Source organism: Mesorhizobium ciceri biovar biserrulae WSM1271, assembly GCF_000185905.1.
Taxonomy (GTDB): domain Bacteria; phylum Pseudomonadota; class Alphaproteobacteria; order Rhizobiales; family Rhizobiaceae; genus Mesorhizobium; species Mesorhizobium ciceri.
This window is the reverse complement of the sequence record NC_014923.1, coordinates 6137776-6163243: the sequence shown is the minus strand read 5'-3', so window position 1 is coordinate 6163243 and position 25468 is coordinate 6137776. Positions and strand designations below refer to the sequence as shown.

The following is a 25468-nucleotide window of genomic DNA, read 5'->3' as shown; positions in this document are numbered from 1 at the left end:
ATGTCGGGACCGCAAGTCGCCATCGACCTTGGCCGCATCGAGCGCAACGCGCGCACCATCGTCGAGCGCTGCGCGCTGTCGGGCATAAAAGTGTTCGGCGTCACCAAGGGCACTTGCGGCATGCCGCAAGTGGCACGCGCCATGCTGCGCGGCGGCGTCGCCGGCATCGCCGAATCGCGTTTCGAGAACATCCGCCGGCTGCGCGACAGCGGCATCAACGCACCGATCATGCTGCTGCGCAGCCCGCCGATGGCGCGGGTCGAGGAGGTGGTGCGCACCGTCGACATCAGCCTGCAATCGGAACTCGCCACCATCCGCGAAATTTCGCGCATCGCCGAGCGCATGGGCCGCGTCCACGACATCATGCTGATGATCGATCTCGGCGATCTCCGCGAAGGCATCTGGCCGAACGACCTGATCCCCACGGTTGAGCAGATCCTGCAGTTCAAGGGCGTGCGCATCGCCGGCATCGGCACCAATCTCGGCTGCTTCGGCGCCATCATGCCGACGCCGGAAAACCTTGGGCAGCTCGTCGCCCATGCCTACAAGACCGAGCGCCTGTCCGGCAAAAGCCTCGACGTGATTTCCGGCGGCGCCTCGTCGTCGCTGCCGCTGCTGCTCGAAGGCAGGCTTCCGGCCGGCATCAACAATCTGCGCGTCGGCGAGGCGATCCTGCAAGGCGGCGTCGAGACCTTCCGCGATGTGCCATGGGCCGAGCTCGAGCCCGATGCCTGCCGGCTGACCAGCGACATCATCGAGGTCAAGCTCAAGCCGTCACGGCCGATCGGCCAATCGGGCTACGACGCCTTCGGCAACCAGCCGGTCTTCCCCGACGAGGGCGACAGGCTGCGCGCCATCGCCAATATCGGCCGCGAGGACGTGCTGGTCGAGGGGCTGACGCCGATCGCCAAGGGGATACGGGTGCTCGGCGCCTCCAGTGACCATCTGCTGCTCGACGTCGCCGATGCCGATCCGAGGCCCTCCGTCGGCGACCGCGTCGCCTTCCGCATGAGCTATGGCGCCATGCTTTTGGCAATGACCTCGGAATATGTCGAGAAGGCCCCGATGCACGACGTCGAGGATTTTTCCGGCCGCAAAATGGTGCAGATCACGGCCGAACCTGGAGCCGCCGGCATCCTGGCCCGGGAAGGCACCGGCGCGCGGCTGGAGGCGATGAATTTCGACGTCGTCGAATTGGCCGATATCGAGCGGCCGCCATCGGGACTGGTCCGGCTGACCGCCGGCGCCGATCGTCGCGTCGCGCACAAGGCGCTGACCGCGACGGCGCGAGCCACGCATTCCTTCGGCCTGATCTGGATCGATTCCATCGCCGCCCTGATGCCCGAGGACGAGGACGGCATCGACCTGCCGGAAGGTTCGGTCCTGGCGCGCACCCTCGGCCTCGACCACAAGGCGGGCGCGCTGCAGCCGCAGCTGTCGCCGGAGAATGTCGTCATCGTCGGCTTGCGCCACGCCGATCCGGCCGAGGCGCGGGTGCTGAAGGATTCGCGCGTCTCCGCCTTCACCATGACCGATATCGACGCCATGGGCATGCGCGACCTGATGCATGAAGCGATCCGTATCGCCACATCAGGCACGCAAGGCTTTCATGTCAGCTATTCGCCGACCGCGACCGAATTCGCCGGCTGGGCTGCGGGCTCCGGTGGGCTGACCGTGCGCGAAACACATCAGGCGATGGAGGCGATCGCGCTCTCCGGCGGCTTGCTGTCGATGGATGTTTCGGGCCTGACGGCGGATCTGGAGCCGCGGATCGGCACCGACGCGGTCAACTTCGTCATGTCTGCCTTCGGCAAACGGATTCTCTGATCAGCCCTGCACTTCCACTGCCGCCCGCCATGCGCTGACATAGTCGACCCAGGCTGGGTCTATAGGCCGTTCTATTCTTTCGCCCTTGCCCTGTGCCATCAGTTGATCGGATGCCAGCAGCGCCGCGCCGATGCTGGTGCCGGTGGCGGCCTCCGACGCAACCACGGCGCGCGCCGTGGCTGCCGCCAGCATGCCGACAAAGAGCCGGTTGCGGGCAAAGGGGCCTTCGACCGTGGTCGGCCCGTCGGCACCGATCAAGTCGAGGCAGGTCGCCGTCATCAGAGCCAGATAGAATGAGATGGCGGCAAAGCGCTGGCCTTTGTTGATGCCGTCGGCGTCGAGCCATGCCGCGGCATGGTGCGGGAACGGCCCCGAACCTTGCTGGGTCGACGGCAGCAGCAGCATCTTTCGCGCCAGCACGGCGCCGACATCATCCTCGGTCCACGGCTCCGGCTGATCCTTTGTCAGCACCGAAAACTCGCGGCCGCCCATGAAGCGCGCCGAGGGAACGGGATCACCGAGCGCGTTGACATTGACCAGCGTGTCGCGCGCGGCATCCAGCGCAATCTGTTTGCCGCCGACCGCCATCGATACCACCCAGGTGCCGGTCGAGACGACGGAGAAAGGCGGCTTGTCGGAGAGAAGATGCGGCAGCAGCGAGGCGTTGGAATCATGCAGGCCGCAGAACACCGGCGTGTGCGGATCCAGTCCGGTTCGCACAGCAACGGTGGGCAGGATCGGGCCGAGGCGATCGCTGGCCGGCCGCACCGGCGCCATCAGGCTCCGCCACTCCAGCCTCTCGACCAGGGATGAAAAATCCGCTGTCCACGGGTTCCACAGGTCGGTGTGGCAGCCGAGCGAGGTGACCTCGTTGGCGGCGATGCCGGTCAGGCGCAAGGCCCAGTATTGCGGGTACATCAGCAGCGCCGCGGCCCTGGCGAATTCCGCCGGGAAGCTCTTCTGCTGCCAGAAGAATTGTGCTCCGAGATTGAGGCCGAGCGGCAGGCGCGGCGTGCCGGTCTCGGCAAAAGGCGGGCGGATCGCGTCGTAATCCTCGGCCATCCCGTCGGGGCCGTCGAACTCATAGTCGAGCACCGGCAGCACCAGTTCACCCGCCGCGTCGACCAGCACGCCGGTCGCGCCATGGGTGGTGATCGAAATGGCGTCGATGCGCTGTTCGCGGTTCAGGCCGGCAAGGCTTTCGAGGATGAATGCCCACAGTGCCTCGACATCGTGATGTGTGTAAGGCGCCTGCGGCACCGGCGCATTCGCCATGCGGCGCAGCGCCACCTCGCTCAACGCAGCGAGGTCGACCAGCGCCACCTTGGCGTTGGTCTTGCCGATGTCGATGACGGCGATGTGGCGCATCGCACTCATGCCATGTGGAACATTGTTTCCAGCTTCACGGCCACCGGCTCGTTGTCCGGCCTGGTTTCCATGATGTCGGCCATGTGGGCCCACCAGCGCTGCATCACCGACTGCCCGGGCAATTCGTCCATGCGGTGGTCGTCTTGCCGCCACAGCACACCGAACAGGATATTGGTCTCCTCGTCGAGATGGATGGAATAATCGGAGACGCCGGCCTGCTTCAGCAGCGCGACCAGCGACGGCCAGATCTCGTCATGGCGCTTCTTGTACTCTGCCTTCATGCCGGGCTTCAGCTTCATCTTGAACGCGTATTTCTCGGCCATCAACGCCCTCCGCGCAGCCGCCGCCAGACGATCGGCAAGGCGATGACGATGATCAGCAGCAGGCCGATGAAGATCGACATGACGATGCCGGGCACGTTGAGCAGGCCAAGTCCGAAGGTCACCAGCCCCATGATGAAGGCGGCGAGCACGACGCCCAGAATGCTGCCGGCGCCACCGAGGATACTGACGCCGCCGAGCACCACCATGGTGATGACTTCCAGCTCGTAGCCCTGTGCGATCGAGGGCCGCGTCGAACCGAGGCGCGAGGTGATCAGCACCGAGGCGATGCCCGACACCAGCCCGGTCAGGCAAAACAGGATGAACTTGGTGCGGCCGACGCGCACGCCGGAAAATTGCGCAGCGACCGGATTGTTGCCGATGGCGAAGACGCGTCGGCCGAAACTCGTGCGGTGCAAGAGGAACCAGTAGACGACAGCCGCGATCAGGAACAGCACCAGCTCGAACGACACCACCCACCAGACATAGCCCTGGCCGAAGAAGGCGAAGCTTGAGGGATAGCCTTTGTAGGCCTGGTCGCCGAGGATGATGAAGGCGATGCCGCGAAACAGGCTCATCGTGCCGATGGTGACGACGATCGAGGGCAGGCCGAGCCTTGTCACCAGCAGACCGTTGAAGGCGCCGCAGCCGAGCCCGACAACGATGCCGATTGCCACCAGCACTGGCGTGCCGGCGCCGGCCTGCACCGCCATGCCCATCATGGTCGACGCCAGCGCAATGATGGCGGCCACCGACAGATCGATCTCGCCCGAGATGATCAGCAGCGCCATGGCGAAGGCGATCAGGCCCTTCTCGGTGAAATTGAAGGTCAGATCGGACAGCGAGTACGGGTCGAGGAAATAGGGCGAGGCGAAGCTGTTGATGGCGAAGATGGCGACGGCCACCACGACCAGCAGCGCTTCCCAGGAAAAGATCGCCGAACGCAGCGGCTTGTCGAGCCGGTCGGGAATGTGGCGCGGGGCAGGGATGTCGGTCACGCCTCCACCTTTCTGAGGATGATGCGGCCTTGCTGGCGCTCGCCGCGCGCATTGAGCACGACGGCCAGAATGATTGCGCTGCCCGAAATCGCCATCTGCCAGAAAGGCGAGATGTTGATGACCGGCAGCGCATTGGAGATGATGCCGAGGAACAGTGCGCCTAATACCGCGCCGCCGACCGAGCCGATGCCGCCGGCGATCGAGATGCCGCCGATGACGCAGGCGGCGATGATGTTGAGCTCATAGCCATTGGCGACCTCGACCGAGGCGATCACGTAGCGCGAGATCCAGAGATAGCCTGACAGGCCGCCAATCATGCCGGAGATGCAGAAGACGATGAATTTCGTCCGGCCGACATCGATGCCGGCATAGACGGACGCCGTCGGGTTGACGCCGATCGCGTAGATCGAGCGGCCGAGCGCGGTGCGTGTCATCACAACGAAGAACAGCGCAATGACCAGGATGGCGATCCACGACAGCACCGGAATGCCGAGGAAGGCCGCGCGCTGGAAGCCGATGAACTCCGGGCTCATCTTGTCGGCATTGACCCAGGCACCGCCGGACAGGACGAAGGTGGCGCCGCGATAGATGGTCAGCGTGCCCAACGTCACCACGATCGAGGGGATGTTCAGCCGCCAGACCAAAAGGCCGTTGATGGCGCCGAGCACCAGGCCGACGACCAGCGCAATGACGATCAGCAGCGGGATCGGGATCGCCGGATGCGCGGCGTTCAGCATCGCCACCACCATGCCGGTGAAGCAGAGGTTGGACGCCATCGACAGGTCGATCGACCGGGTCAGGATGACCACCATCTGGCCAAGCGCCAGGATCATCAGGATCGAGGTGTCGTTGAACACCTGGCGCAGATTGGCCGGATCGGCGAAGGCCGGAAAACGTGTCGAGATCAGCCCGATCAAGACGATGATGGCAGCAGCCAGCCAGATTTCGCGGTATTTAAGGAAAGCCTTCATGCCGCGATCCCCGCTGCCGTCCGAACCAGCGTCTCGGCGTCCAGCTCCTTGTTGTCGTAGACCGCCGCGACAAGCCCCTCGCGCATGACCACGACACGGTCGGACATGCCGAGGATTTCGGGCAGCTCGGACGACACCATGATCACCGACAGGCCTTGCGCCACCAACTCGGCCATGAAGCCGTGCACGGCGGCCTTCGAGCCGATGTCGATGCCCTTGGTCGGCTCGTCCAGGATGATCACCTTGGGCGACGTCGCCAGCCATTTGGCGATGACGATCTTCTGCTGGTTGCCGCCCGACAGTGTTCCGACATCCTGGCTGAGCGAAGAGGCCCTGAGGTCGAGTCGCTCGGTGTAGGAGCGGGCCAGATCGAACTCCTCCGACAGCCGCAGCAGGCCGGACTTCGACGTGCGCTTGAGCGAAGGCAGCGAGACGTTCTGGAAGATCGGCAGGCCGATCACCACGCCTTGCTTGCCGCGTTCTTCCGGTACGTAGACGATGCCGGCATCGATCGAATCCGCAGCCGATTTCGGCGCGATCGTCTTGCCTTCCAGCGTGATCGTGCCGGCTGAGGTGCGGGTGATGCCCGATATCGCCTGCATCACCTCGCTGCGGCCGGCGCCGACAAGGCCGTAAAAGCCGAGGATCTCGCCCTTGTGCAGTTCGAAGCCGATATCGTTGAATTCGGTCGGATGCGACAGGCCGGAAACGGAGAGCACCGGTGCGCCGATCTCGGCCTTGCGCTGCGGGAAGATGTGATCGACCGCGCGGCCGACCATCAGGCGCACGATCTGGCTCTGGCCGGCATCCTTGATCAGGCCTTCGCCGACCATCTCGCCATCGCGGAACACCGTGTAGCGGTCGGCGATACGGTAGATCTCGTCGAACTTGTGGCTGATGAACAGGATCGCCTTGCCATCGCTCTTGAGGAATTCGATCAGCAAAAAGAGCTCCTCGATCTCCTTCATGGAAAGCGCGGCGGTCGGCTCGTCCATGATGACGATCTGCGCGTCGATCGACATGGCACGCGCAACCGCGACCAGATGCTTGTTGGCGATGCCAAGGTCCTTCAGCCGCGCGTCGGCGTCGATATGGCCGGCATGCATGGTGTCCAGCACTTCGCGCGCGTTCTTGCGCATCGTGCGCCAGTCGATGGTGCCGAAACGCGTGCGTGGCGCGTGGCCGAGAAAGATGTTTTCGGCGACGCTCAGATCGTCGAACAGCACGGTTTCCTGGTGGATGGCGGTGACGCCATGGCCGAAGGCGGCATGCGCGCTGGGCAGGGTGACGGCGTGGCCGTCTATGCTGATCGTGCCCCCGTCGGGCTGGTAGATGCCGGTCATGATCTTGACCAGCGTCGACTTGCCGGCGCCGTTCTCGCCGATCAGCGCTGTCACCTGGCCCGGATAGAGCGACAGGCTGACATTGTGCAACGCGCGCACGCCGGGAAAGCTCTTGGAGATGCCGGACAGCGTCAGGCGTGGAGCCGGGGCCGGAGGCCGCTCCTTCGCCGCGCCGTGTTGGGCTGTCGTGTCCATAGTCGTATCAAGCCCTGAAACAAGGTTCGTTTAAAGCCGCGGCGGGACGTGAGCCCCGCCGCGTCAGCTCTAGAGAACTCCAGATCAATAGATCTTGGAGAACTTTTCGATGTTCGACTTGTCGAACTGGAAGGGCGGAGCCATTGCAGCCGAGTTGGTGTCGTCGAGCGTGACCTTGCCGACGCGGCCGATCGACAGCGTGGCGCCGGGCTTGGCCTCTTCCTTCTTCACCGCCAGATCATGGGCGAGGTAGACGGCCGAGTAGCCGAGGTCGATCGGGTTCCACAGCGCAACCGCCTGGCTGGAACCGTTGTCGATGAACTTCTTGAACTCGGACGGCAGTGCGAGACCGGTGACATTGACCTTGCCGATCAGGTTCTCGTCGGTGACGACCTGGGCGGCGGCAACGACGCCGACGGTGGTCGGCGCGATGATCGCCTTCAGGTTCGGATAGGACTTCAACAGGCCCTTGGCTTCGTCGGTGCTCTTGGCCGAATCGTCATCGCCGTAGACGGTGGCGACGAGTTTGATCTTGGGGAACTTCTCGGGCAGGATCTTCTTGGCCGCGTCGATCCAGGCGTTCTGGTTGGTCGCGGTCGAGGAGGCCGACAGGATGGCGACCTCGCCGCCTTCCGGCAGGTGGTCGGCGGCGAGCTTGATGATGGTCTCGCCGATCAGGCCGGTGTCGGACGGGTTGAGGTGAAGCTGGCGACCTTCCTTGGCGACGCCCGAATCCCACGAGATGACGGTGATGCCGCGTTCCATGGCCTTCTTCAGCACCGGCACCAGAGCGTCGGCGTCATTGGCCGAAATGGCGATGGCGTTGACCTTCTGCGCGATCAGCGAATTGACCACTTCGATCTGCGCTTCGGCGGTCGCCTTGGTCGGGCCGGTGTAGATGATGTCGACATCGCCGAGTTCCTTGGCCGCCTCTTCGGCGCCCTTGTTGGCGGCATCGAAGAAGCCGTTGCCGAGCGACTTCACCACCAGCGCGATCTTGACGTTTTCGGCATAGGCGGCATTCACGAACATGGCGGCTGAGAATGCAGCCGTCACCATCAATTTCTTCAAGAAGCTCATCGAATTTCCTCCCTTGAGCGTTGCATTCCATCGCCGCTGCGAGCGCGAGTTGGCCTCAGGCCTGCAGTGAAGATTCTTCCTTGTTGGTTGCGGATGTGCGGGCGACGATCAGCGTCACGCCGGCGGTCTCCAGCATCTTGGCTTCACGATCCTCGATGCCGTCATCGGTGATGACGGTGGCGATGCGCGACAGCCCGCACAGGATGAGGCTGGAGCGTTTGCGGAATTTCGAGGAATCGACCAGCACCACCAACTCGTCGGCCTGGTCGATCAGTTTCTGCTCCGCCTGGATCAAGAGCGGATCGCCCTCCATCAGGCCGAGCGGCCCCAGACCCTGCGCACCCATGAACATGCGGCGCGCATAGAAATTGCGCGTCACGTCGTTGTCGAAGGGCGACAGGATGATGTTCTGCTCGCGATAAATGGTGCCGCCCGACAGCATCACCGTATTCTTGGAGTGCTTGAGCAGGTGCTCGGCGATGGGGAACGAATTGGTGAAGATCGGCATGCGGCGGCCGGTCAGGAAATGCACCATCTGGAAGGTGGTGGTGCCGCCATTGATGATGATCGGTTCGCCGTCGTTGCACAGCTCGACCGCTTCACGCGCAATCGCCCGCTTCTGCGAGGCGTTGATGGTTTCGTTGACGGAAAAGGGCCGGCCGGCCAGCCCGATGAACTGCGGCGGCGAGATTGCCTCGGCGCCGCCGCGCACGCGGCGCAGGCGCTTCTGGACGTGGAGAGCCGCGATATCGCGCCGGATCGTCGCCTCGGAGGACTCCGTCAGGTCGACCATCTCCTGCACCGTCACCACAGGCTTTTCCTGGACGGCGGACAGAATGATCCTGTGGCGCTCTTTTTCGTGCATGGTTCCTCCCTGCCCGGGCATCTAGGCACCCAAAACGCGCAGTGTCAATCATTTCCGATCATATAATTTCATTGTGCAGTGCAATATGATCGATATTGATCGTTTGTGATTGACAAGCCGACCGCTTCCGTGGAAATTCGGGGCCAAATGGCCGCGCCTTTTGCGTGCCTTCGGGAGGATTTCTTATGCTCGACAAGCGCACCGGCGCGCGCCTCGCCAATCTGTGGGACGAGGCCAAGGCTCACGCCATGAGCGGGCCGGAACTTCTGGTCTACCGTTCGAACACACTTGGTTCCGACAAGCGGGTCACCAACTATGGCGGCGGCAACACGTCGTCGAAGATCTGGCAGAAAGACCCGCTCACCGGCGAGGATGTCGAAGTGCTGTGGGTCAAGGGATCGGGCGGCGACAGCGCCTCGATCAAGCTGGACGGCTTTGCCACGCTCTACATGGACAAGCTGCGCGCGCTCAAAGGCCTCTATCGCGGCGTCGAGCACGAAGACGAGATGGTCGGCTTCCTGCCGCACTGCACCTTCAACCTCAATCCGCGTGCGGCTTCGATCGACACGCCGCTGCATGCCTACGTGCCGAAGCCCTTTGTCGACCACATGCATCCCGATGCCATCATCGCCATTGCCGCGGCGAAGGATTCGAAGGCGCTGACGAAAGAAATCTTCGGCGACGCCATCGGCTGGCTGCCGTGGAAGCGCCCTGGCTTCGAACTTGGCCTGTGGCTGGAGAAATTCTGCCTCGAACATCCGGCTGCCAAGGGCGTCATCCTGGAAAGCCACGGCCTGTTCACCTGGGGCGACACCCCCAGGGAATGCTACGAGACGACGATCTCGGTGATCAACCAGGCGATCGAATGGTTCGAGCGCCGCTCCGAGGGTGTCGCTATCTTCGGCGGTGAAGCGGTCAAGTCGCTCGACGCCACTGAGCGCCGTGCCATCGCGGCCAAACTGATGCCGAGGATTCGCGGCCTGATCTCGGAAAGGAGCCACAAAACAGGCCATTTCGACGATTCCACTGCTGTGCTCGAATTCGTCAACTCCAGGGATCTGCGCCCGCTGGCGGCACTCGGCACCTCATGCCCCGACCATTTCCTGCGCACCAAGATCCGCCCGCTGGTCATCGAGTTCGATCCGGCAAAACCCGATGTCGATGCCGTCATCGCGCGTCTTGCCGACGACATCGCCGAATATCGCGTTGGCTACCAGGCCTATTACGACAGCTGCAAGCATCCGGACTCGCCCACCATCCGCGATCCCAATGCCGTCGTCTACCTGATGCCCGGCGTCGGCATGTTCACCTTCGCCGGCGACAAGGCGACGGCGCGCATCTCGGGCGAATTCTATGTCAACGCCATCAACGTCATGCGCGGCGCCTCCACCGTGTCGTCTTATGTCGGCCTGCCTGCACAGGAAGCCTTCGACATCGAGTACTGGCTGCTCGAAGACCTGAAGCTGCAGCGTATGCCGAAGCCGAAGTCGCTTGCCGGCCAGATCGCCCTGGTCACGGGTGGCGCCGGCGGCATCGGCCGCGCCACGGCCAACCGCCTGCTGCGCGAAGGCGCCTGCGTGGTGCTGGCCGACATCGACGAGACAGCACTGGCCAGCGCCAATGACGAACTGGCGAAAGTCTACGGCAGGGACTTCGTGCGGCCGGTGCTGATCAATGTCACCTCGGAGGAGCAGGTCATTTCGGGCTTTGCCGAGACAGCGGTCGAGTTCGGCGGCATCGACATTCTGGTATCGAATGCAGGGCTGGCCTCCTCGGCGCCGATCGAGGAGACGACGCTGGCGCTGTGGAACAAGAACATGGACATCCTGTCGACCGGTTATTTCCTGGTCTCGCGGGAAGCGTTCCGGCTGTTCCGCGCGCAGAAGATTGGCGGCAACGTCGTCTTCGTCGCCTCCAAGAACGGCCTTGCCGCATCGCCGAACGCCGCCGCCTATTGCACCGCCAAGGCTGCCGAGATCCATCTCGCCCGCTGCCTGGCGCTGGAGGGCGCGGAGGCGCAGATCAGGGTCAATGTCGTCAACCCGGACGCGGTGTTGCGCGGCTCGAAGATCTGGACCGGCGAGTGGAAGGAACAGCGCGCCGCCGCCTACAAGATGTCGACCGACGATCTGGAGGAGCACTATCGCTCGCGTTCGATGCTGAAGCGCTCGGTCTTCCCGGAAGACATCGCAGAGGCGATCTATTTCCTGGCGTCCGACATGTCGGCCAAGTCGACCGGCAACATCATCAATGTCGACGCGGGCAACGCCCAGTCGTTCACGCGCTGAGCGGAGGGGACGATGGAACATATCATCTCCGCCGACCTCGTCGACAAGGACAACGCCGCGCGCAAGGCAAACCTCGAGCGCGACTACGCCTCGCTCGGCGAGCGGCTCGACCGTCGCGGCATCGCCATCGACGCTATCAGAGACAAGGTCGAGAAATTCGCGGTGGCGATCCCGTCCTGGGGCGTCGGCACGGGCGGCACGCGCTTTGCCCGCTTTCCCGGTGCCGGCGAGCCACGCGATATCTTCGACAAGATCGAGGATTGCGCCGTCATCCAGCAATTGACGCAGGCGACGCCGACCGTTTCCCTGCACATTCCGTGGGACAAGGCCGATCCGAACCGGCTGAAGCAAGCGGCCTCGCGCTTTGGCCTCGGCTTCGACGCCATGAACTCCAACACCTTTTCCGACGCCAAGGACCAGAAGCTCTCCTACAAATTCGGCTCGCTGGCGCATGCCGACGCCGGCACGCGCCGGCAAGCGGTCGAGCATAATCTCGAATGCATCGAGATCGGCAAGACGCTCGGCTCCAAGGCGCTGACGGTGTGGATCGGCGACGGTTCGAACTTTCCCGGCCAGGTCAATTTCGCCAAGGCATTCGAGCGCTATCTCGACGCCATGAAAGAGGTCTACGCCGGACTGCCCGCCGACTGGAAGCTGTTCAGCGAGCACAAGATGTACGAGCCGGCCTTCTATTCCACCGTCGTGCAGGACTGGGGCACCAACTACATGATCGCGCAGGAGCTGGGCGACAAGGCGTTCTGTCTCGTCGACCTCGGCCACCATGCCCCAAACGTCAACATCGAGATGATCGTGTCGCGGCTGATCCAGTTCAAAAAACTCGGCGGCTTCCACTTCAACGATTCGAAATATGGCGACGACGATCTCGACGCCGGTTCGATCGATCCTTACCGGCTGTTTCTCGTCTTCAACGAACTGGTCGACGCCGAACTTTCCGGCGCCGAGGGGTTCGACCCGGCCCACATGCTCGACCAGAGCCACAACGTCACCGATCCGATCGAAAGCCTGATGCTGTCGGCAGTCGAGGTGCAGCGCGCCTATGCGCAGGCGCTGCTGGTCGATCGCAAGGCGTTGGAAGGTTTTCAGGATAGCAATGACGCGCTGATGGCGACGCAGACGCTGAAAGCGGCCTACCGCACCGATGTCGAGCCGATCCTCGCCATGGCGCGGCTGAAGACCGGCGGCGCCATCGACCCGGTCGCCGCCTATCGAGCGGCGGGTTACCGCGCCAAGGTTGCAGCGGAACGCCCTGCAGTCGCTGGCGGTTCGGGCGGCATTGTCTGAGGCCGAGCCGGCCCCCTCATCCGGCCGCTTTGCGGGCCACCGCCCTCCGGGCGTTCGTTGTTCGAAAAGCCAAGCAGTTGGCTTTTCGCCCGCTGCGCGGACCACGCCTCACCCCCGCAGGGAGAAGAGACTGGCGTCAGCGCTGACACCTCCTCTCCCCTCGGGGAGAGGTCGGATTGCCCCGAATTACCCTTCGCAATTCGGTTGGCAATCCGGGTGAGGGGCTCTTTCTCGTGCTCCCTTAATTGTTAGTGGACTCGATCCGTCCAACACGGTCTTCTAGGCATCCCCCCGCCCGGAGAACCGCCATGCCTCTCAACCGTCGGACACTGATCGCCGCCAGTCTTTCCATCACCTTTGTCCTGGCGCCGTTGACGAGTGTCTTCGCCGCCTCGCCGGCGCCGGCCAAGGGCGAGCACGGCATGGTGGTGACGGCCCAGCATCTGGCGTCCGAAGTCGGCATCGAGGTGTTGAAGAAGGGCGGCAATGCTGTCGACGCGGCGGTTGCCGTCGGCTATGCGCTCGCCGTCGTCTACCCCAATGCCGGCAATATCGGCGGCGGCGGCTTCATGACCATCCGCTTCAAGGACGGCAAATCGACCTTTCTCGATTTCCGCGAGCGGGCGCCGCTGGCGGCGACAAAAACCATGTATCTCGACAAGGACGGCAACCCGGTGAAGGGCGCCAGCCTCGACGGCTATCTCGCCGTCGGCGTACCGGGCTCTGTGGCTGGCTTCGAGATGGCGCGTGAAAAATACGGCAAATTGTCCCGCCAGGATCTGATGGCGCCGGCAATCGGCTACGCCAAGGACGGGTTCATCCTCAACCAGGGCGACGCCGCATCTTTTGCCGGCAGCGCCGACAGGCTGGCGAAGGACCCCGCGGCCGCCGCCATATTCCTGAAACCCGACGGCAAGCCCTATGGCGTCGGCGAGCGGCTGGTCCAGCCCGACCTCGCCGCCTCGCTCGCCGCCATTTCCGAAAAGGGTACGGATGCCTTCTATAAAGGCGCCATCGCTGACGCCATCGTCAAGGCGAGCGGCGCCAAGGGCGGCATTCTCGCCAAGCCGGATTTCGAGCAGTATGCGGTGCGTGAGCTCAAGCCCGTGACCTGTACCTATCGCGGCTACGAGATCACCTCCTCGCCGCCGCCCAGCTCCGGCGGCATCATCATCTGCGAAATCCTCAACGTGCTGGAGGGCTATCCGCTGTCCTATCTCGGCGCAGGTTCCGCCGAGACGGTCCACGTCATGGTCGAGGCGATGCGCTACGCCTATGTCGACCGCAATTCAGCGCTTGGCGACCCTGATTTCGTCGACAACCCGGTCTCGAAACTGCTTGATAAGGCCTATGCCAAGGATATCCGCGACAAGATCGACCCGTTCCGGGCCGGCGTGTCGCAGGATTTGATGCCGAAGGGCTTTGGCGAGAGCAAGGAGACGACGCATTATTCGATCATCGACGATGCAGGCAATGCGGTAGCGGTCACCTACACGTTGAACGGTTCCTTTGGAGCCGGCGTCGTCGCCGACGGCACCGGCATCCTGCTCAACAACGAAATGGACGATTTCACCCAGAAACCCGGCGTGCCCAACCTCTATGGCCTGGTCCAGGGGGAGGCCAACGCCATCCAGCCGAAGAAGACGCCGCTGTCGTCGATGAGCCCGACCGTGGTCGCCAAGGACGGCAAGCCGTTCATGGTCATCGGCAGCCCCGGTGGTTCGCGCATCATCACAATCACGCTGGAAGCGATCATCAATGTCATCGACCACGGCATGAACATCCAGGAGGCGATCGACGCGCCGCGCATCCACCATCAATGGCTGCCCGACAAGGTGTATGTCGAGCCGTTCGGCCTGTCGCCGGACACAGAAAAGCTGCTGGCCGGCATGGGATATCACCTCGATCTCGCCGACCAGACCTGGGGTCAGGCCGCCGGCATCCTGGTCGGCGGCAAGAGCCTGGCGGAAATCGAGAAAGGCGGCGGCGCGCGCTACAACGGCGCCATCGACAGCCGCGCGGCCTCTGGCGAGGCGCTCGGATACTGACAGCTCGGAGGAAAAGCTTGGAGCAGCGTGGCGATTCGGGTTGATCGCCCGCTGCTCAAGTGGATCGGCTCACACCGACTTGACCGTCACAAGACCAGCGTGAGGGTGGACGCAACCAGCATCAAGGCGGCAATGCCGACGAACAGCGCATAGATGCGCGGCCGGTCGAGCAGCAGCGCATTTCCGGAGATCCAGGCGGATGTGGCGCCGCCAAGCGCGAAGAGGAAGCCGTTGCGGTGCCCGAAGACCATCGATGCGGCCATCAGCCCGCCGATGATCAGCCCACCGAACACGATGATCACGGCAACGGCATATCTCTCGAAATCATTGCCGCTTCCCATGCTCGGGCCGATTGCGTTCAAGGTTGGCAGGTCGTCCGGATCGAAAGGGTTCGTCGACCCGTATTCGTCTTGACCGGCAGGCTCTCGCATCATTCGTTCTCCGTATAGCGGCAACAAATCATCAAGCCTTGCCGAGTGCAACCCGATCACGCTGCCTTGATGCGTTCGACCGGTCCTTGACGTCTTCAGGTGGCGGCTTGCTGCCGGCTTTTGGTTCTTGGCCGTCTTTGGTCTCTCAGGCAATCCAGGAAACGGCTGCCCAAAGGCGACCGTAGCTCCCTCTATCATGGAATGCATTCGTGGAGGAAAAATGATGCGGGGCGCGGATTGGGCTTCGCAAACCGTGATTCGGACGGTGACGTCGCACAGGGTTGTTGTACGGGCGAATCGCCTTGCGGCCAGTGGGCGTCTGCGCTTGGCATGCGGTTGCGTGAAAGTTGACTGGGCAGGCATCTTAAATATTGACTAGTATATTCATGTTTCATAGTCACCGGGCAGTGGTCACTGGAGACCAACCCCCGAAAAAGCAGGGCCGGCCGCATTGCAGAGAGACCAAGAGCCCCAGTCGAGAGCCGCGCCCGATCATTTGCGCAGCCGAATGACCCGGCGCCAGGCGCTCGGGCTTTTTACGCTGCCGTTCGCCGGCATGGGGTCCTCCACGGCTGAAGCCCGTCCGTTGCGCATCGTCTGCCTGGATGACGGGTTGACCGAGACCTTGCTCATGCTCGGTGTCAGCCCGGTCGCCATTGCCGATCGGGAGGTCTGGGAGAAATGGGTGGTCGAGCCGCGGCTGCCGCCCGACATTGCCGATCTCGGCACGTTGCTCGAGCCCAATCTCGAATTCCTGCAGCAGCTCAGGCCCGACATCATCCTGTCCATGCCGTATCTCGACGGCATCAAGCCGCTGCTCGAACGCGTGGCTCCAGTGACGACGATCGGGCTCTATACCGAGGCCGGGCAGCCCTATCGGCGCGCGCTCGAGGCGACGCGCCAGCTCGCCGGGCTTGTCGGCAAGGAAAGCGAAGGCGAGGCGCTGATCGCGGCGACAGACGCGTATCTTTTGGAGGTTCGCCAGCAACTGGCGCCGCTTTCGGCACGGCCGATCTATGTCGTCAGCTTCCTGGACCCCCGCAATGTGCGCGTCTACGGCGCAAAGAGCCTGTTTCAGGAGGTGTTCGACCGCATCGGGCTCAGCAACGCGTGGACGGCCGAGACCAACTATTGGGGGTTTTCGACCGTGGGCATCGACGGGCTGGCGACATCCAGCGATGCGCGCCTCGCCTATCTCGAACCCTTGCCTGAGGGCGCCGGCGGCACGCTGACCGAAAGTCCGGTCTGGAATGCCATGCCCTTCGTGCGCAACCGCTCGATCATGCGCCTTCCTGCCGTCCTGATGTTTGGCGCGCTTCCATCCGCGAGCCGTTTTGCCCGGGTCCTGGCATCGGCGATGACCGCGGAGGCCGCCCATGGCTGAGGATGCTGCCATTGCCCAAAGGGGGAAGCCTGCGTCGGCCGGCCGGGCCCCCGTGTGGAGCTTTTCCAGCAATCAGCCGGTAGGCGCGATCCTGCTTTGCGCGGTGCTGCTCGCGGCTGCGGCAGCGGCAACCGTCTCGAACCTCACCGTGCAACTGCCATCGGCGCTCTGGCTCCAATCGCTCGCCGCTCCCGACATCGCTGACATGCGGCAGGTGCTCGTCCACTATGCCTTCCTGCCCCGTCTTGCGATCAGCCTTTTGTGCGGTGCGGCGCTCGGGCTTGCCGGAACTGTCCTGCAGCAGGTTCTGCGCAACCCGCTCGCCTCGCCTGAAACCGTTGGCGTCTCGGCCGGCGCCTATCTGGCGCTGGCACTGGCGACGCTTCTGTCACCGTCCCTGCTTGCCTTCGGCCGCGAATGGGTGGCGCTGGCCGGCGCATTTATGGCCCTTGCCGCCGTCATCGCTCTGTCCTGGCACAAGGGCCTGTCGCCGCTTTCGGTGGTGCTGGCCGGGCTTGTGGTCAGCCTCTATGCCGGCGCCATCGGTGCCGCTCTCATCGTGCTGCGGCACGAATGGCTGGCCAGCCTGTTCATCTGGGGCGCCGGTTCGCTCGGCCAGCAGGACTGGTCGACGACGCTGTGGCTTTTGCCCCGCATCGGCGCAGCGGCGCTGGCGATCTTCTTCATGGTGCGGCCCCTGACCCTGCTTGGCCTCGACGATGAAGGCGCGCGCAGCCTTGGCGTGCCGCTCGGCGCCTATCGCTTCGCCGGACTGGCGGCCGCCGTCGCGCTGATCGCCTTTGTCGTTGCCGCTGTCGGCGTCATCGGCTTCGTCGGCCTGGCCGCGGCGACGCTCGCGCGCATCGGCGGTGGCCGGCGGCTTGGCCAACAGCTGGTGATGGCGCCGCTGATCGGCGGCGCGTTGCTGTGGGCCGCCGATCAAGGCGTGCAGATCGCCACCGGGCCGCAAGGCGACCTGCTGCCGACCGGAGCGATCACAGCACTTCTCGGTGCGCCGCTGCTGCTCTGGCTGCTGCCGCGCCTTGCGCTTGGCTCGGAAGCCCCGACCTTGATGGCCGTGCGCCTGCCGCGCGCAAGCCGGCCCGGCCTTGTTCTGATGGCACTCGGCCTGGCTCTGCTTCTGCTGCTCGGGCTGGCCCTGCTCTATGGACCGGGTCCGCATGGCTGGACCTTCGCCTTCGGCGACGAGCTGCAGCCTTTGCTGTCGTGGCGGTGGCCTCGCGTGCTTGCCGCGCTGAGTGCCGGGGCGATGCTGGCGCTTGCCGGGCTGATGATGCAGCGGCTGACCGGCAATCCGATGGCCAGCCCCGAAGTGCTGGGCATCAGCGCCGGTGCCGCCCTTGGCATGATGGTGGCGCTGTTTGCGCTCGTCGATGCCGGGCGCCCGGTTCAGACGGCGGCGGCAACGATCGGCGCCTTCGCCGCTTTGCTGGTGACGCTGGCGATCGGCCGTCGTGCCGCCTATGCGCCGGAGCGGCTGCTGCTTGCCGGCGTTGCCCTGACGGCCTTGTTCGACGCGCTGATCCTGGTGCTCACCGCGACCGGCGATCCTCGCGCCATGCTGCTGCTCAACTGGCTGACCGGTTCGACCTATGGCGTCGATGTCGGTGACGCCCTGCTGACCGGTGGTATCGCGGTCTGCCTCTTCGCGCTCGCGCCTGTCTTCGTGCGCTGGCTCGACATCCTGCCGCTCGGCTCCGCCGCCGTTCAGGGCCTTGGCATCAACCTGAAGAGGGCGCGGCTTCTCGTGCTGCTGGCCGTCGCGGCACTCACCGCGGCTTCGACGCTGATCGTCGGTCCGCTGACCTTCATCGGCCTTATGGCGCCGCATCTTGCTCGTCGCCTTGGCCTTTCCCGTGCGCTGCCGCAGGCCATTGGCGCGGTGCTCGCCGGCGCGCTGATCATGGTCGCCGCCGACTGGGTGGGCCGGATCGCCATCTTCCCGCGCCAGATCCCGGCCGGTCTCGTCGCCACGTTGATCGGCGGCCCGGTGCTGATGTGGCTGCTGCGCCGCCGCTGACCGTTTTGCCTGGAGATATCCATGTCCAAGATATCCATGTCCAACGCGACGCCAGCCCTGATCGCCAACACGGCGGTCCACGATCTTGTTCCGGCGCAGGGCGGCGCGCCCTGGCGGATATTCCTGCATGTGCCGTCCGGGCCGGTGCCCGAGGCCGGCTGGCCGGTCCTCTACATGACCGACGGCAACGCCGTCATCGGCACGGCGGTCGACGCTGTGCGCGCGCAGGCCTTCTATCCCACGGGCACCAATGTCGGCTGGGGCGTCATCGTCGCCATCGGCTATCCCGTCGACGGCGCCTATGATCCGCTGCGCCGCTCATGGGATCTCGGCCCGCCACCAGGCAAGACCTACCCGCCCTTCCACGAGGGCACGCCCGAAGTCCGGACCGGTGGGGCAGGGGAGTTCCTTGCCTTCATCGAGGATGAGCTGAAGCCGTGGGTCGCCAGCCGGGTCACGGTCGATGCCAGCCGCCAGGCGCTTTACGGCCATTCTTTCGGTGGCCTGTTTGCGCTCTACGCCCTGTTCACGCGGCCTTCTTCCTTTCAGACCTGGATCGCGGCGAGCCCCGCCATCTATTGGGAAGACCGTGCCATCGACCGCTTTCTCGAAGCCTTCGAGGCCGCCATTCCCGATGGTTTGGCGGCGACCATGATCCTGTCGGCCGGCGAGTACGAGACCGAGAAGCTGGCGCCGTTCCAGATTGGCGCCGAGGACGAGGAAAAGCGCCTGAAGCAGAAAAAGGTGACACGCACCGACGCATTCGCGCGGGCAATGGCGCAGCGTCTTGACGCTCTCCCGGGCGTGCGCGCCAGTTTCGAACTGCATGCCGGCGAGAACCACATGTCGATCCTGCCGGTCACCGTCAATCGCGCGGTGCAGGCGGCGTTTGCGGTGAGGAGGGACACCGCCCTTTGCTGAACGCCGCAGCAAGACGGTCGGCGCTGTCATTCCTGTGAAGGGGAGGCGCTCAATCGGCGGTAGGAGACGCCGCCGAAGTTTGCCGTCACAAAATCCGTGACGGACATCTTGCGCTTGCCTCCGTCGCTGCAGGCGTAAACCGGCCAACCGGCATCGCTGCATTCGCTGGCAGCGCAGATGCGCGCCAGGCAGTTGCCGATGGTCAGCCGGAAGCCGCCCTTGCCGGCGAAGCCTTGCAACAGGCTGCCGTCCGCCGAGCGCCATGTCCGCGCACGGAATTCCGCCCGCAAAAGCAGTGGTTCGAGAGGGACCGCAAGGTTGTTTTCGCCGGCACGCCCTGCGAGCTGCAGACGGAAGCGCGCCATTGCGGTCGCGTATGCAGTCACAAGATCGGCTTGGCGAAAATAGGCGGTTGCCAGGCTTGGGCGGTCAAGCAGATGAGACGTCCACTCGCCTGCCCCTACCGGCCTCACCAAGGCAACAAAGGCAAGAAAGGCGAAGCAAGCTCGTGACATTTCCAGCAGCCATATCTGTCTCGGCGTGCCGGTTTGCCCCCCGGTTGCCCTCCCATAACATCCCGCCAATCGGCGCCCGGCGCAAGCCGCTTGCTAAGGCAGTTCAGAAGGCCGCCGAGCAAGGGATCCTGGAGCCGAAGACGGTGACCCGCATCGACGAACCTGTGCGGGCGATCGCGAGAGGGTGGCGGTGTTTGCGGCAAGGGATCTTGACCAGCCCAGGGTTTCCTAGCCGATGCGAGCCGGCGGCAGCTCGAACAAAGTGGCGCCGTTCTCCCGGCCGCGCTCGACATAGCCGATGACGCCGAACCATCTTGCGACATCCGGCCCCTGGAGCCAACTGCGCGAATGGATGGCGAGGTTGCCGGCGAGCGCCTGGATATGCCTGATATGCCGCTTGCAGAAACGGACGGTCGTGGCCCGGAAGAAGTCCTCCCGTGCGGCGAACAGCGTGTCGGCGGCGTCGCTGTTCTCATGCCAGGCGATGATCGCCACGGCCTTGTCACCCTCGACAAGCGCGTGCGCGCGGCCCTCCTTCAAATTCATCATAAGGTTGTCGTAGGCGATCTTGCTGTCCTTGCCGGCAGCGACGTATTCGTCCGACATCCGCTTGGACAGACCGCGAAAGACATCCTCCAGATCCCCAAGCGTTGCTGCGCGTGCTCTCATTTCACCTCCTGCAGCCCCATTGGGCAGTTTGCCCTAGGGTTGAGGGGTGGCCAAGCAAATTAAATCCGCCGGCGGGCTAATGTGCGCAAAGTGATTCCACTTGGCGATGCAGGCGGCGGGCTGCCGGTGACCAAGACCGATCCGAATAGTTTGGTAAAAACCTTCACTTATGACGCCTTCTGCCGGCCCTATCAGGTCTCTCAGAGCGTCACCGGCGCCTATACCAAGACGCGCTTCGAGAACGAGGGCAATCCGGCGACACAGGCGCTGGTCAAGTACACCCCGCTGCCCAATGGCGCGAGTGGGGGCGCTGGCGAGGATTTTACCCGCTCCTTCTATGACGGGCTTGGCCGGGTCTATCGCGTGGAAACCCCCGGAGAGACGGCGGCCAGTGCAAGACGCATTGCCGAGACCGACTACGATCTTCGCGGCAATGTGCTGCGTACCGCCTTCCCGAGGTTCGTCGGTGAGACGGCACAGTGGACCACCAACAGCTACGACTGGGCCGACCGGTTGACAAAGACGATCAATCCGGATGCCAGCCAGCGCAGCTATCTGCACGACATCGCGACCGCAACCGGCACACCCAACCCCCGACTTTACGGGGTGACGCTGACCGATGAGCTCGGGCATTTGACCAGAACCCCATCGACGACACGCGGTGACATTGCCGGCATCATTCGCGACGTCGGTGGCCTCAATCTGCCGGAGAGCCGCAGCTACGATCTGCTCGGTCGGCTGATCGGCGTCACCGATCCCGGCGGCTCGAACTGGACCTATACCTACGACATGGTCGGCAACCGGCTATCGGCGTCGGATCCCGATCTGGGCACCTGGACCTATGTCTATGACACCGCCAACCGGCTGGTCAGCCAGACCGACGCCAGGGGCACGGTCACCACGCTCGCCTACGACCAGATGGACCGGCTGACGCTGAAGACGGCTACCGCGCCAGGCGGCAGTGCGGTGACGCAGACGCAGAACACCTATGATCAGGCGGCGGCTGGCTATTACAACATCGGCCAGTTGACCCGCTCGGAAAACGCGGCTGCCGTCCAGCTCTACAATTATGACGGTCTCGGCAAGGTTGCTCGCCAGGATGCCACGATCGCGGGGATCACCAACTATACGTTCAACGTCCACGACGGCTCCGGCCAGAACGTATATGTCCAGTACTTCCCTGTTCAACTCGACTTCGGTTCGAACGCCAACCGCCTGCAGTACACCGCCGGCAACAAGCTCGCCTCCGCCCCCGGCTTCATCACCTCGACGATTTACGAGGCCGATGGCCAGACCAAGGAGATCACCTACACCAATGGCGTCAAAACCTCCTTCACCTATTCGCCGACGCGGCGCTGGGTGACGCGTGTCACCACGGCACGAGGCGCCACCATCCTGCTCGACGATCAGTACGCGCGTGACAGCGTCGGCCGCATCACCGGCACCACGGGGCTGACCGCCTCCGACAGCTGGACCTATGGCTATGACAATGCCGATCGGCTGACGGCGAGCACCAATCTTGGCAATATGGCGCTCAGCGAGACTTTTGCCTATGCTGCCAACGACAATCTGACCTCACGCACCCGTGTGGCCGGCACCTACACCTATCCGGCAGCGACAGCGCCACGTCCGCATGCGCCAATAAGTGTCGGCGCCAATGCGATGGCCTATGACGCCAATGGCAATTTGGCCTCGGACGGCAGCCGAACGCTGATCTGGGACGAAGCCAACCGGTTAAAGACGGTCACGCGCGCCTCCAACACCGTCAATCTCGCCTATGGACCGGACGGAGCGCGAGCCAAGAAGTCATCGAGCTTCGCCACGACGCTTTATCCCGACGCCAATGTCGAGATCGATCCGGCGACACCGGGCGCAGAGATCTACACCCGCTATCCGCATCCCGACATCAAGGTCGTCGGCACGACCAAATACTTCCTGCACCGCGAGCATCTTGCCTCGGTGCGCCAGGTCACCGACATGACGGGCACTGTCGTCGATAGCACCAGCTACGCCACCTATGGCGAGAGCCTCAACACCGGCTTCCAGACCCAAAAGAACTACATCGGCGAACGCTTCGATCCCGAGACCGGACTGCTGTATCTCAATGCACGGTACATGGATCCGGTGCTGGGGAGGTTTGTTCCCACGGATCCGGAGGGCACTGAGGACAAGGCCTCGCCATGACCCGGAAGGATGGGGTAATGATCGGCGGCGTGATCAGGCTGGCAGCGACTCTGCTCCTGATGCTGGCAGCGAGCGGCCTGTCCAGGGCCGACGACATCGACCGGTCGCGTCCGGCTGCCTTTGTGCAGGCCTTGGTCAATGTACCCGAAGGGAAAGCCGACTTTGCCCGCGCCAAGCTGGCTGTCGACAAGTTCGTTGATCCCTCCATCGATGAGGTTGCCGGGCTTGTCGTAATTGACAGCATGGCGGCGACGGTCAACAAGATGCTCAACACATTGCCCTCGGAGGCTGCTTCGACCAGCGTGGAGAAGATGAAGGCTCTGCGCACCTTCCTCTATGAGGGCGGCTGGTGGAACAATGGCCGGCCTTTCGAATATGACCTCTCCGACTCCTACGGCCAGAAGCCCAGCTCGCAGTCGCTGCCCAACTATCTCGCGACGAGAAAGGGCAATTGCGTCTCGATGCCGGCGCTGTTCCTCATCCTGGGCAAGCGGCTCGGCCTCGACGTGACGCTGTCGATCGCGCCGCTGCATATCTTCATAAAGTTCAACGACGACGCGACGGGCAAGACCTGGAACCTCGAGACCACCAGCGGCGCGGGGTTCACACGCGACGCATGGTATCGGCAGAAGCTCGAGATGACCGACGAGGCGATCGCCAACGGCGTCTATCTCAAGGCGCTTTCGCAGCGCGAGGCGCTGTCGATCCTCGCGACACCGATCCTCGACACTCTGATTGCCACTGGCCGCTACGAAGACGCGGTCGCCGTCGCCGATGTGCTGATCGAGGCCTATCCGGCCAACGCCTACACGTTGGTGAAGAAGGGCACGGCCTATTACCGGCTGCTCGATGCAAACATCATCCAGAAATACCCGAAGCAGGGCGACATTCCGGCCGACCGGATCGCCTATGCGAACGGTCTTTACAAAGCCAACCGGGAAGCCTTCGCCAGGGCAGAAGCCCTCGGGTGGCGTGAGCCGAAGCTGAACTATACGGCAAAAATCGAATAGCCAAGGGGATGCAATGATAAAGTCTAGCGGAGCAAAAATGATCCAGCGCATTCTTGCGATAATTCTGACTACATCCATGTTGGCTTCCGGCCCAGCCAGAGCGTACGCTACGTACGGAGTTCATCTGCCGCAATACGACGCAAATGCCGATATCCAGCCTGTTCGCTTCATCTCGCCCGATCCGATGGACCCAACGGTACCAAGTGTCGGCACCAACCGATATGCCTATGCTGGAAACGACCCAGTCAACAAGAGCGACCAGAATGGACTCTGTCCTGTTTGCATAGGCATCGCTATAGGTGCGACGGTCTCATACTTTAGCGGCACGACGGAGGCGAATACCCCAGAAACGCCAGACGATGTCTCCCAAACAAGCGAAACTATGGCCATGGCCAACATGGTCCTTGGTGCGACCACGGCAGGTCCGGCTCGCAGCTTGGCCATGGCTACTGAGCGATCTGGCTTCAGTTTTGCCCAGAGGACTTATGATGACGCGTTTAGCTACGGAAAAGAAGGCGGCCAAGCAGCATACTCAAAGATTGCCGGGAGTAAGATCAAAACTGTTGATGACCTTGCCAATGCAATTAGCGCCGGAAAAGTTAACCCAAGCAAGATTTCCGTCGATGTTGGCACAGTTGGCGGGAAGACATATATAATGAATACCAGAACGGCAGTTGCTTTGGACAAGGCGGGTATCTCCCGTTCCAAATGGACGATAGTAGACAAGACGAAGGACAAAGCAGCAATGAAGCGGCTTTCCGACCAGTTAGAACGGAATAATGTAACTCCCGGACGGACTATTTCAAAAGTGACCAGTAAGTCAGAGTCTCTGGGGGGGCAGGCATCACAGGCAACAGAATCGTCAGGCGGCGGACTTCTTGGTGCGATAGGGAAAGCGACGGGTCTCTGGTAGCTGTAGATATCCTTCTTCGACCAATTGGCTTACGGTAGAGGAACTTGTGTAAGCCACGGCGCCTCATCGCTTTCTTCCAAATTCGGAACTCTGCCCACCGAGTGCCAGGGGCAGGCGGCTTGAGAAAATCTCCGCGGCCACGGCTCTCGCTCTCTACGGTCGCCTCCTCAAATGTTGGATAGATGCGCGTGACCTATAAATCTCTATCGACGTTAGTCGAAGTCGAAAACTTCGCCCCGATGCTCACCACCTAACTCGTTTGATTGATGCCAACTCAGCCAAATTGGCTCTGAGGCTGCACCTGCAAGAATTAATTTGTCCAAAAGCACCCGAGCTAGCCATGCGGCTTCTGGAGAAAGACTATCGTCATCCACGTAGCAGTCTAGTCTGCAATGGGGGAAATATCCTTCCGGAGGGATTTCCGGCCGCGACACGTAGAAGCGGCCTACAGGTGTGCTGACTGATCCGCCGGATCTATTTCGCGAAATATGGAAGATCACCCCGTTCTGAAAAAGCCCGGCTGCATCAGAAACGGCATAGTAGTCAGGACTTAAATTTAAGTTGGTCATCGTGATACGATATGCAGGTCCAAAGACTCTGTCTAGGCATTAGGTTTCTCGGGCGCAGCTACGGAGAGGTTTGAGCGCCACGCAACAGTCTCGACAAGGCCCCCAAAAGCCGTCCCATGTCCTATCTGTTTTCGATCGGGGAGCGATCCAGCCAATTAGCAACCGCTCTTCGACCGCCATCCAGATCAGCAACGCGGTTGCCCGATGCAACCTGCCGACCAACCCT

The 25468-nt window shown here is 63.1% G+C and carries 20 protein-coding genes; 10 read left to right on the top strand and 10 right to left on the bottom strand.

Annotated features, from left to right (window positions below):
• The gene (locus MESCI_RS29690) at positions 1–1827 is read left to right on the top strand and encodes an alanine racemase (protein WP_013533605.1); all 1827 of its coding nucleotides are present in this window, start codon (positions 1–3) and stop codon (positions 1825–1827) included.
• Here MESCI_RS29690 and MESCI_RS29685 read toward each other — a convergent pair whose 3' ends face one another.
• From MESCI_RS29685 to MESCI_RS29655, 7 genes are all read right to left on the bottom strand, one after another.
• Entirely contained in the window at positions 1828–3204 is a 1377-nt protein-coding gene (locus MESCI_RS29685) for an FGGY-family carbohydrate kinase (protein ID WP_013533604.1), read from the bottom strand.
• Positions 3201–3518 carry an L-rhamnose mutarotase gene (rhaM, locus tag MESCI_RS29680; RefSeq protein WP_013533603.1) on the bottom strand — a complete coding sequence of 106 codons (318 nt, stop codon included), beginning with the start codon at positions 3516–3518 and terminating at the stop codon, positions 3201–3203. Before rhaM ends, MESCI_RS29685 begins: the two co-directional genes overlap by 4 nt.
• On the bottom strand, positions 3518–4513 hold the full coding sequence (locus tag MESCI_RS29675; protein WP_013533602.1) for an ABC transporter permease: 996 nt from the start codon (positions 4511–4513) through the stop codon (positions 3518–3520). The genes rhaM and MESCI_RS29675 overlap by 1 nt, the downstream gene beginning before the upstream one ends.
• Positions 4510–5484 (bottom strand): ABC transporter permease, encoded by a 975-nt coding sequence (locus MESCI_RS29670; protein WP_013533601.1) that lies wholly within the window; start codon positions 5482–5484, stop codon positions 4510–4512. The genes MESCI_RS29675 and MESCI_RS29670 overlap by 4 nt, the downstream gene beginning before the upstream one ends.
• Positions 5481–7022 (bottom strand): sugar ABC transporter ATP-binding protein, encoded by a 1542-nt coding sequence (locus MESCI_RS29665; RefSeq protein ID WP_013533600.1) that lies wholly within the window; start codon positions 7020–7022, stop codon positions 5481–5483. Before MESCI_RS29665 ends, MESCI_RS29670 begins: the two co-directional genes overlap by 4 nt.
• Positions 7023–7106: 84 nt before the next feature.
• Complete coding sequence (gene rhaS, locus MESCI_RS29660) at positions 7107–8102, bottom strand: rhamnose ABC transporter substrate-binding protein (protein ID WP_013533599.1); 996 nt, start codon at positions 8100–8102, stop codon at positions 7107–7109.
• A 55-nt stretch (positions 8103–8157) separates the two neighbouring features.
• Complete coding sequence (locus MESCI_RS29655) at positions 8158–8967, bottom strand: DeoR/GlpR family DNA-binding transcription regulator (protein WP_013533598.1); 810 nt, start codon at positions 8965–8967, stop codon at positions 8158–8160.
• A gap of 185 nt (positions 8968–9152) precedes the next feature.
• Here MESCI_RS29655 and MESCI_RS29650 point away from each other — a divergent pair, with 185 nt between their 5' ends.
• The 3 genes from MESCI_RS29650 to ggt all read left to right on the top strand — a co-directional run bounded on the left by MESCI_RS29650 (position 9153) and on the right by ggt (position 14605).
• On the top strand, positions 9153–11255 hold the full coding sequence (locus tag MESCI_RS29650) for a bifunctional rhamnulose-1-phosphate aldolase/short-chain dehydrogenase (protein WP_013533597.1): 2103 nt from the start codon (positions 9153–9155) through the stop codon (positions 11253–11255).
• A gap of 12 nt (positions 11256–11267) precedes the next feature.
• Positions 11268–12557: an L-rhamnose catabolism isomerase gene (gene rhaI, locus MESCI_RS29645; protein WP_013533596.1), complete on the top strand. Its 1290-nt coding sequence runs from the start codon at positions 11268–11270 to the stop codon at positions 12555–12557.
• A 308-nt stretch (positions 12558–12865) separates the two neighbouring features.
• Positions 12866–14605, top strand: coding sequence for a gamma-glutamyltransferase (ggt, locus tag MESCI_RS29640; protein ID WP_013533595.1), 1740 nt, complete (start codon positions 12866–12868; stop codon positions 14603–14605).
• 86 nt (positions 14606–14691) lie between these two features.
• On the opposite strand, the gene MESCI_RS29635 is transcribed toward ggt, so the two are convergent.
• Positions 14692–15039 carry a hypothetical protein gene (locus MESCI_RS29635; RefSeq protein WP_164919982.1) on the bottom strand — a complete coding sequence of 116 codons (348 nt, stop codon included), beginning with the start codon at positions 15037–15039 and terminating at the stop codon, positions 14692–14694.
• 505 nt (positions 15040–15544) lie between these two features.
• Between MESCI_RS29635 and MESCI_RS29630 the strand changes: the two genes are divergently transcribed.
• The 3 genes from MESCI_RS29630 to MESCI_RS29620 are packed head-to-tail and all read left to right on the top strand — an operon-like array spanning position 15545 to position 19382.
• Positions 15545–16420: an ABC transporter substrate-binding protein gene (locus tag MESCI_RS29630; protein WP_013533593.1), complete on the top strand. Its 876-nt coding sequence runs from the start codon at positions 15545–15547 to the stop codon at positions 16418–16420.
• A complete protein-coding gene (fhuB, locus tag MESCI_RS29625; RefSeq protein WP_013533592.1) occupies positions 16413–18461 on the top strand; it encodes a Fe(3+)-hydroxamate ABC transporter permease FhuB in 2049 nt (682 codons plus the stop codon). Before MESCI_RS29630 ends, fhuB begins: the two co-directional genes overlap by 8 nt.
• Before the next feature lie 21 nt (positions 18462–18482).
• Positions 18483–19382 carry an alpha/beta hydrolase gene (locus MESCI_RS29620; protein WP_013533591.1) on the top strand — a complete coding sequence of 300 codons (900 nt, stop codon included), beginning with the start codon at positions 18483–18485 and terminating at the stop codon, positions 19380–19382.
• A 26-nt stretch (positions 19383–19408) separates the two neighbouring features.
• On the opposite strand, the gene MESCI_RS29615 is transcribed toward MESCI_RS29620, so the two are convergent.
• Entirely contained in the window at positions 19409–19747 is a 339-nt protein-coding gene (locus MESCI_RS29615; protein WP_013533590.1) for a hypothetical protein, read from the bottom strand.
• A gap of 378 nt (positions 19748–20125) precedes the next feature.
• Entirely contained in the window at positions 20126–20566 is a 441-nt protein-coding gene (locus MESCI_RS29610; protein ID WP_013533589.1) for a hypothetical protein, read from the bottom strand.
• Between the two features lie 81 nt (positions 20567–20647).
• Here MESCI_RS29610 and MESCI_RS29605 point away from each other — a divergent pair, with 81 nt between their 5' ends.
• From MESCI_RS29605 to MESCI_RS29595, 3 genes are read left to right on the top strand one after another with little or no spacing between them, the layout of a single operon-like run.
• On the top strand, positions 20648–22750 hold the full coding sequence (locus tag MESCI_RS29605) for an RHS repeat domain-containing protein (RefSeq protein ID WP_013533588.1): 2103 nt from the start codon (positions 20648–20650) through the stop codon (positions 22748–22750).
• Positions 22747–23760 (top strand): transglutaminase family protein, encoded by a 1014-nt coding sequence (locus MESCI_RS29600; protein WP_164919981.1) that lies wholly within the window; start codon positions 22747–22749, stop codon positions 23758–23760. Before MESCI_RS29605 ends, MESCI_RS29600 begins: the two co-directional genes overlap by 4 nt.
• Before the next feature lie 37 nt (positions 23761–23797).
• Positions 23798–24673, top strand: a complete 876-nt coding sequence (locus tag MESCI_RS29595; protein WP_013533586.1) for an RHS repeat-associated core domain-containing protein — start codon at positions 23798–23800, stop codon at positions 24671–24673.
• Positions 24674–25468 lie beyond the last annotated feature (795 nt).

Coding starts and splice junctions, on each gene's coding strand:
- MESCI_RS29690 (WP_013533605.1), top strand. CDS start 1: ATGTCGGGACCGCAAGTCGCCATCGACCTTGGCCGCATCGAGCGCAAC.
- MESCI_RS29685 (WP_013533604.1), bottom strand. CDS start 3,204: ATGAGTGCGATGCGCCACATCGCCGTCATCGACATCGGCAAGACCAAC.
- rhaM (WP_013533603.1), bottom strand. CDS start 3,518: ATGGCCGAGAAATACGCGTTCAAGATGAAGCTGAAGCCCGGCATGAAG.
- MESCI_RS29670 (WP_013533601.1), bottom strand. CDS start 5,484: ATGAAGGCTTTCCTTAAATACCGCGAAATCTGGCTGGCTGCTGCCATC.
- MESCI_RS29665 (WP_013533600.1), bottom strand. CDS start 7,022: ATGGACACGACAGCCCAACACGGCGCGGCGAAGGAGCGGCCTCCGGCC.
- rhaS (WP_013533599.1), bottom strand. CDS start 8,102: ATGAGCTTCTTGAAGAAATTGATGGTGACGGCTGCATTCTCAGCCGCC.
- MESCI_RS29655 (WP_013533598.1), bottom strand. CDS start 8,967: ATGCACGAAAAAGAGCGCCACAGGATCATTCTGTCCGCCGTCCAGGAA.
- MESCI_RS29650 (WP_013533597.1), top strand. CDS start 9,153: ATGCTCGACAAGCGCACCGGCGCGCGCCTCGCCAATCTGTGGGACGAG.
- rhaI (WP_013533596.1), top strand. CDS start 11,268: ATGGAACATATCATCTCCGCCGACCTCGTCGACAAGGACAACGCCGCG.
- ggt (WP_013533595.1), top strand. CDS start 12,866: ATGCCTCTCAACCGTCGGACACTGATCGCCGCCAGTCTTTCCATCACC.
- MESCI_RS29635 (WP_164919982.1), bottom strand. CDS start 15,039: ATGATGCGAGAGCCTGCCGGTCAAGACGAATACGGGTCGACGAACCCT.
- MESCI_RS29630 (WP_013533593.1), top strand. CDS start 15,545: ATGACCCGGCGCCAGGCGCTCGGGCTTTTTACGCTGCCGTTCGCCGGC.
- fhuB (WP_013533592.1), top strand. CDS start 16,413: ATGGCTGAGGATGCTGCCATTGCCCAAAGGGGGAAGCCTGCGTCGGCC.
- MESCI_RS29620 (WP_013533591.1), top strand. CDS start 18,483: ATGTCCAAGATATCCATGTCCAACGCGACGCCAGCCCTGATCGCCAAC.
- MESCI_RS29615 (WP_013533590.1), bottom strand. CDS start 19,747: ATGGCGCGCTTCCGTCTGCAGCTCGCAGGGCGTGCCGGCGAAAACAAC.
- MESCI_RS29610 (WP_013533589.1), bottom strand. CDS start 20,566: ATGAGAGCACGCGCAGCAACGCTTGGGGATCTGGAGGATGTCTTTCGC.
- MESCI_RS29600 (WP_164919981.1), top strand. CDS start 22,747: ATGACCCGGAAGGATGGGGTAATGATCGGCGGCGTGATCAGGCTGGCA.
- MESCI_RS29595 (WP_013533586.1), top strand. CDS start 23,798: ATGATCCAGCGCATTCTTGCGATAATTCTGACTACATCCATGTTGGCT.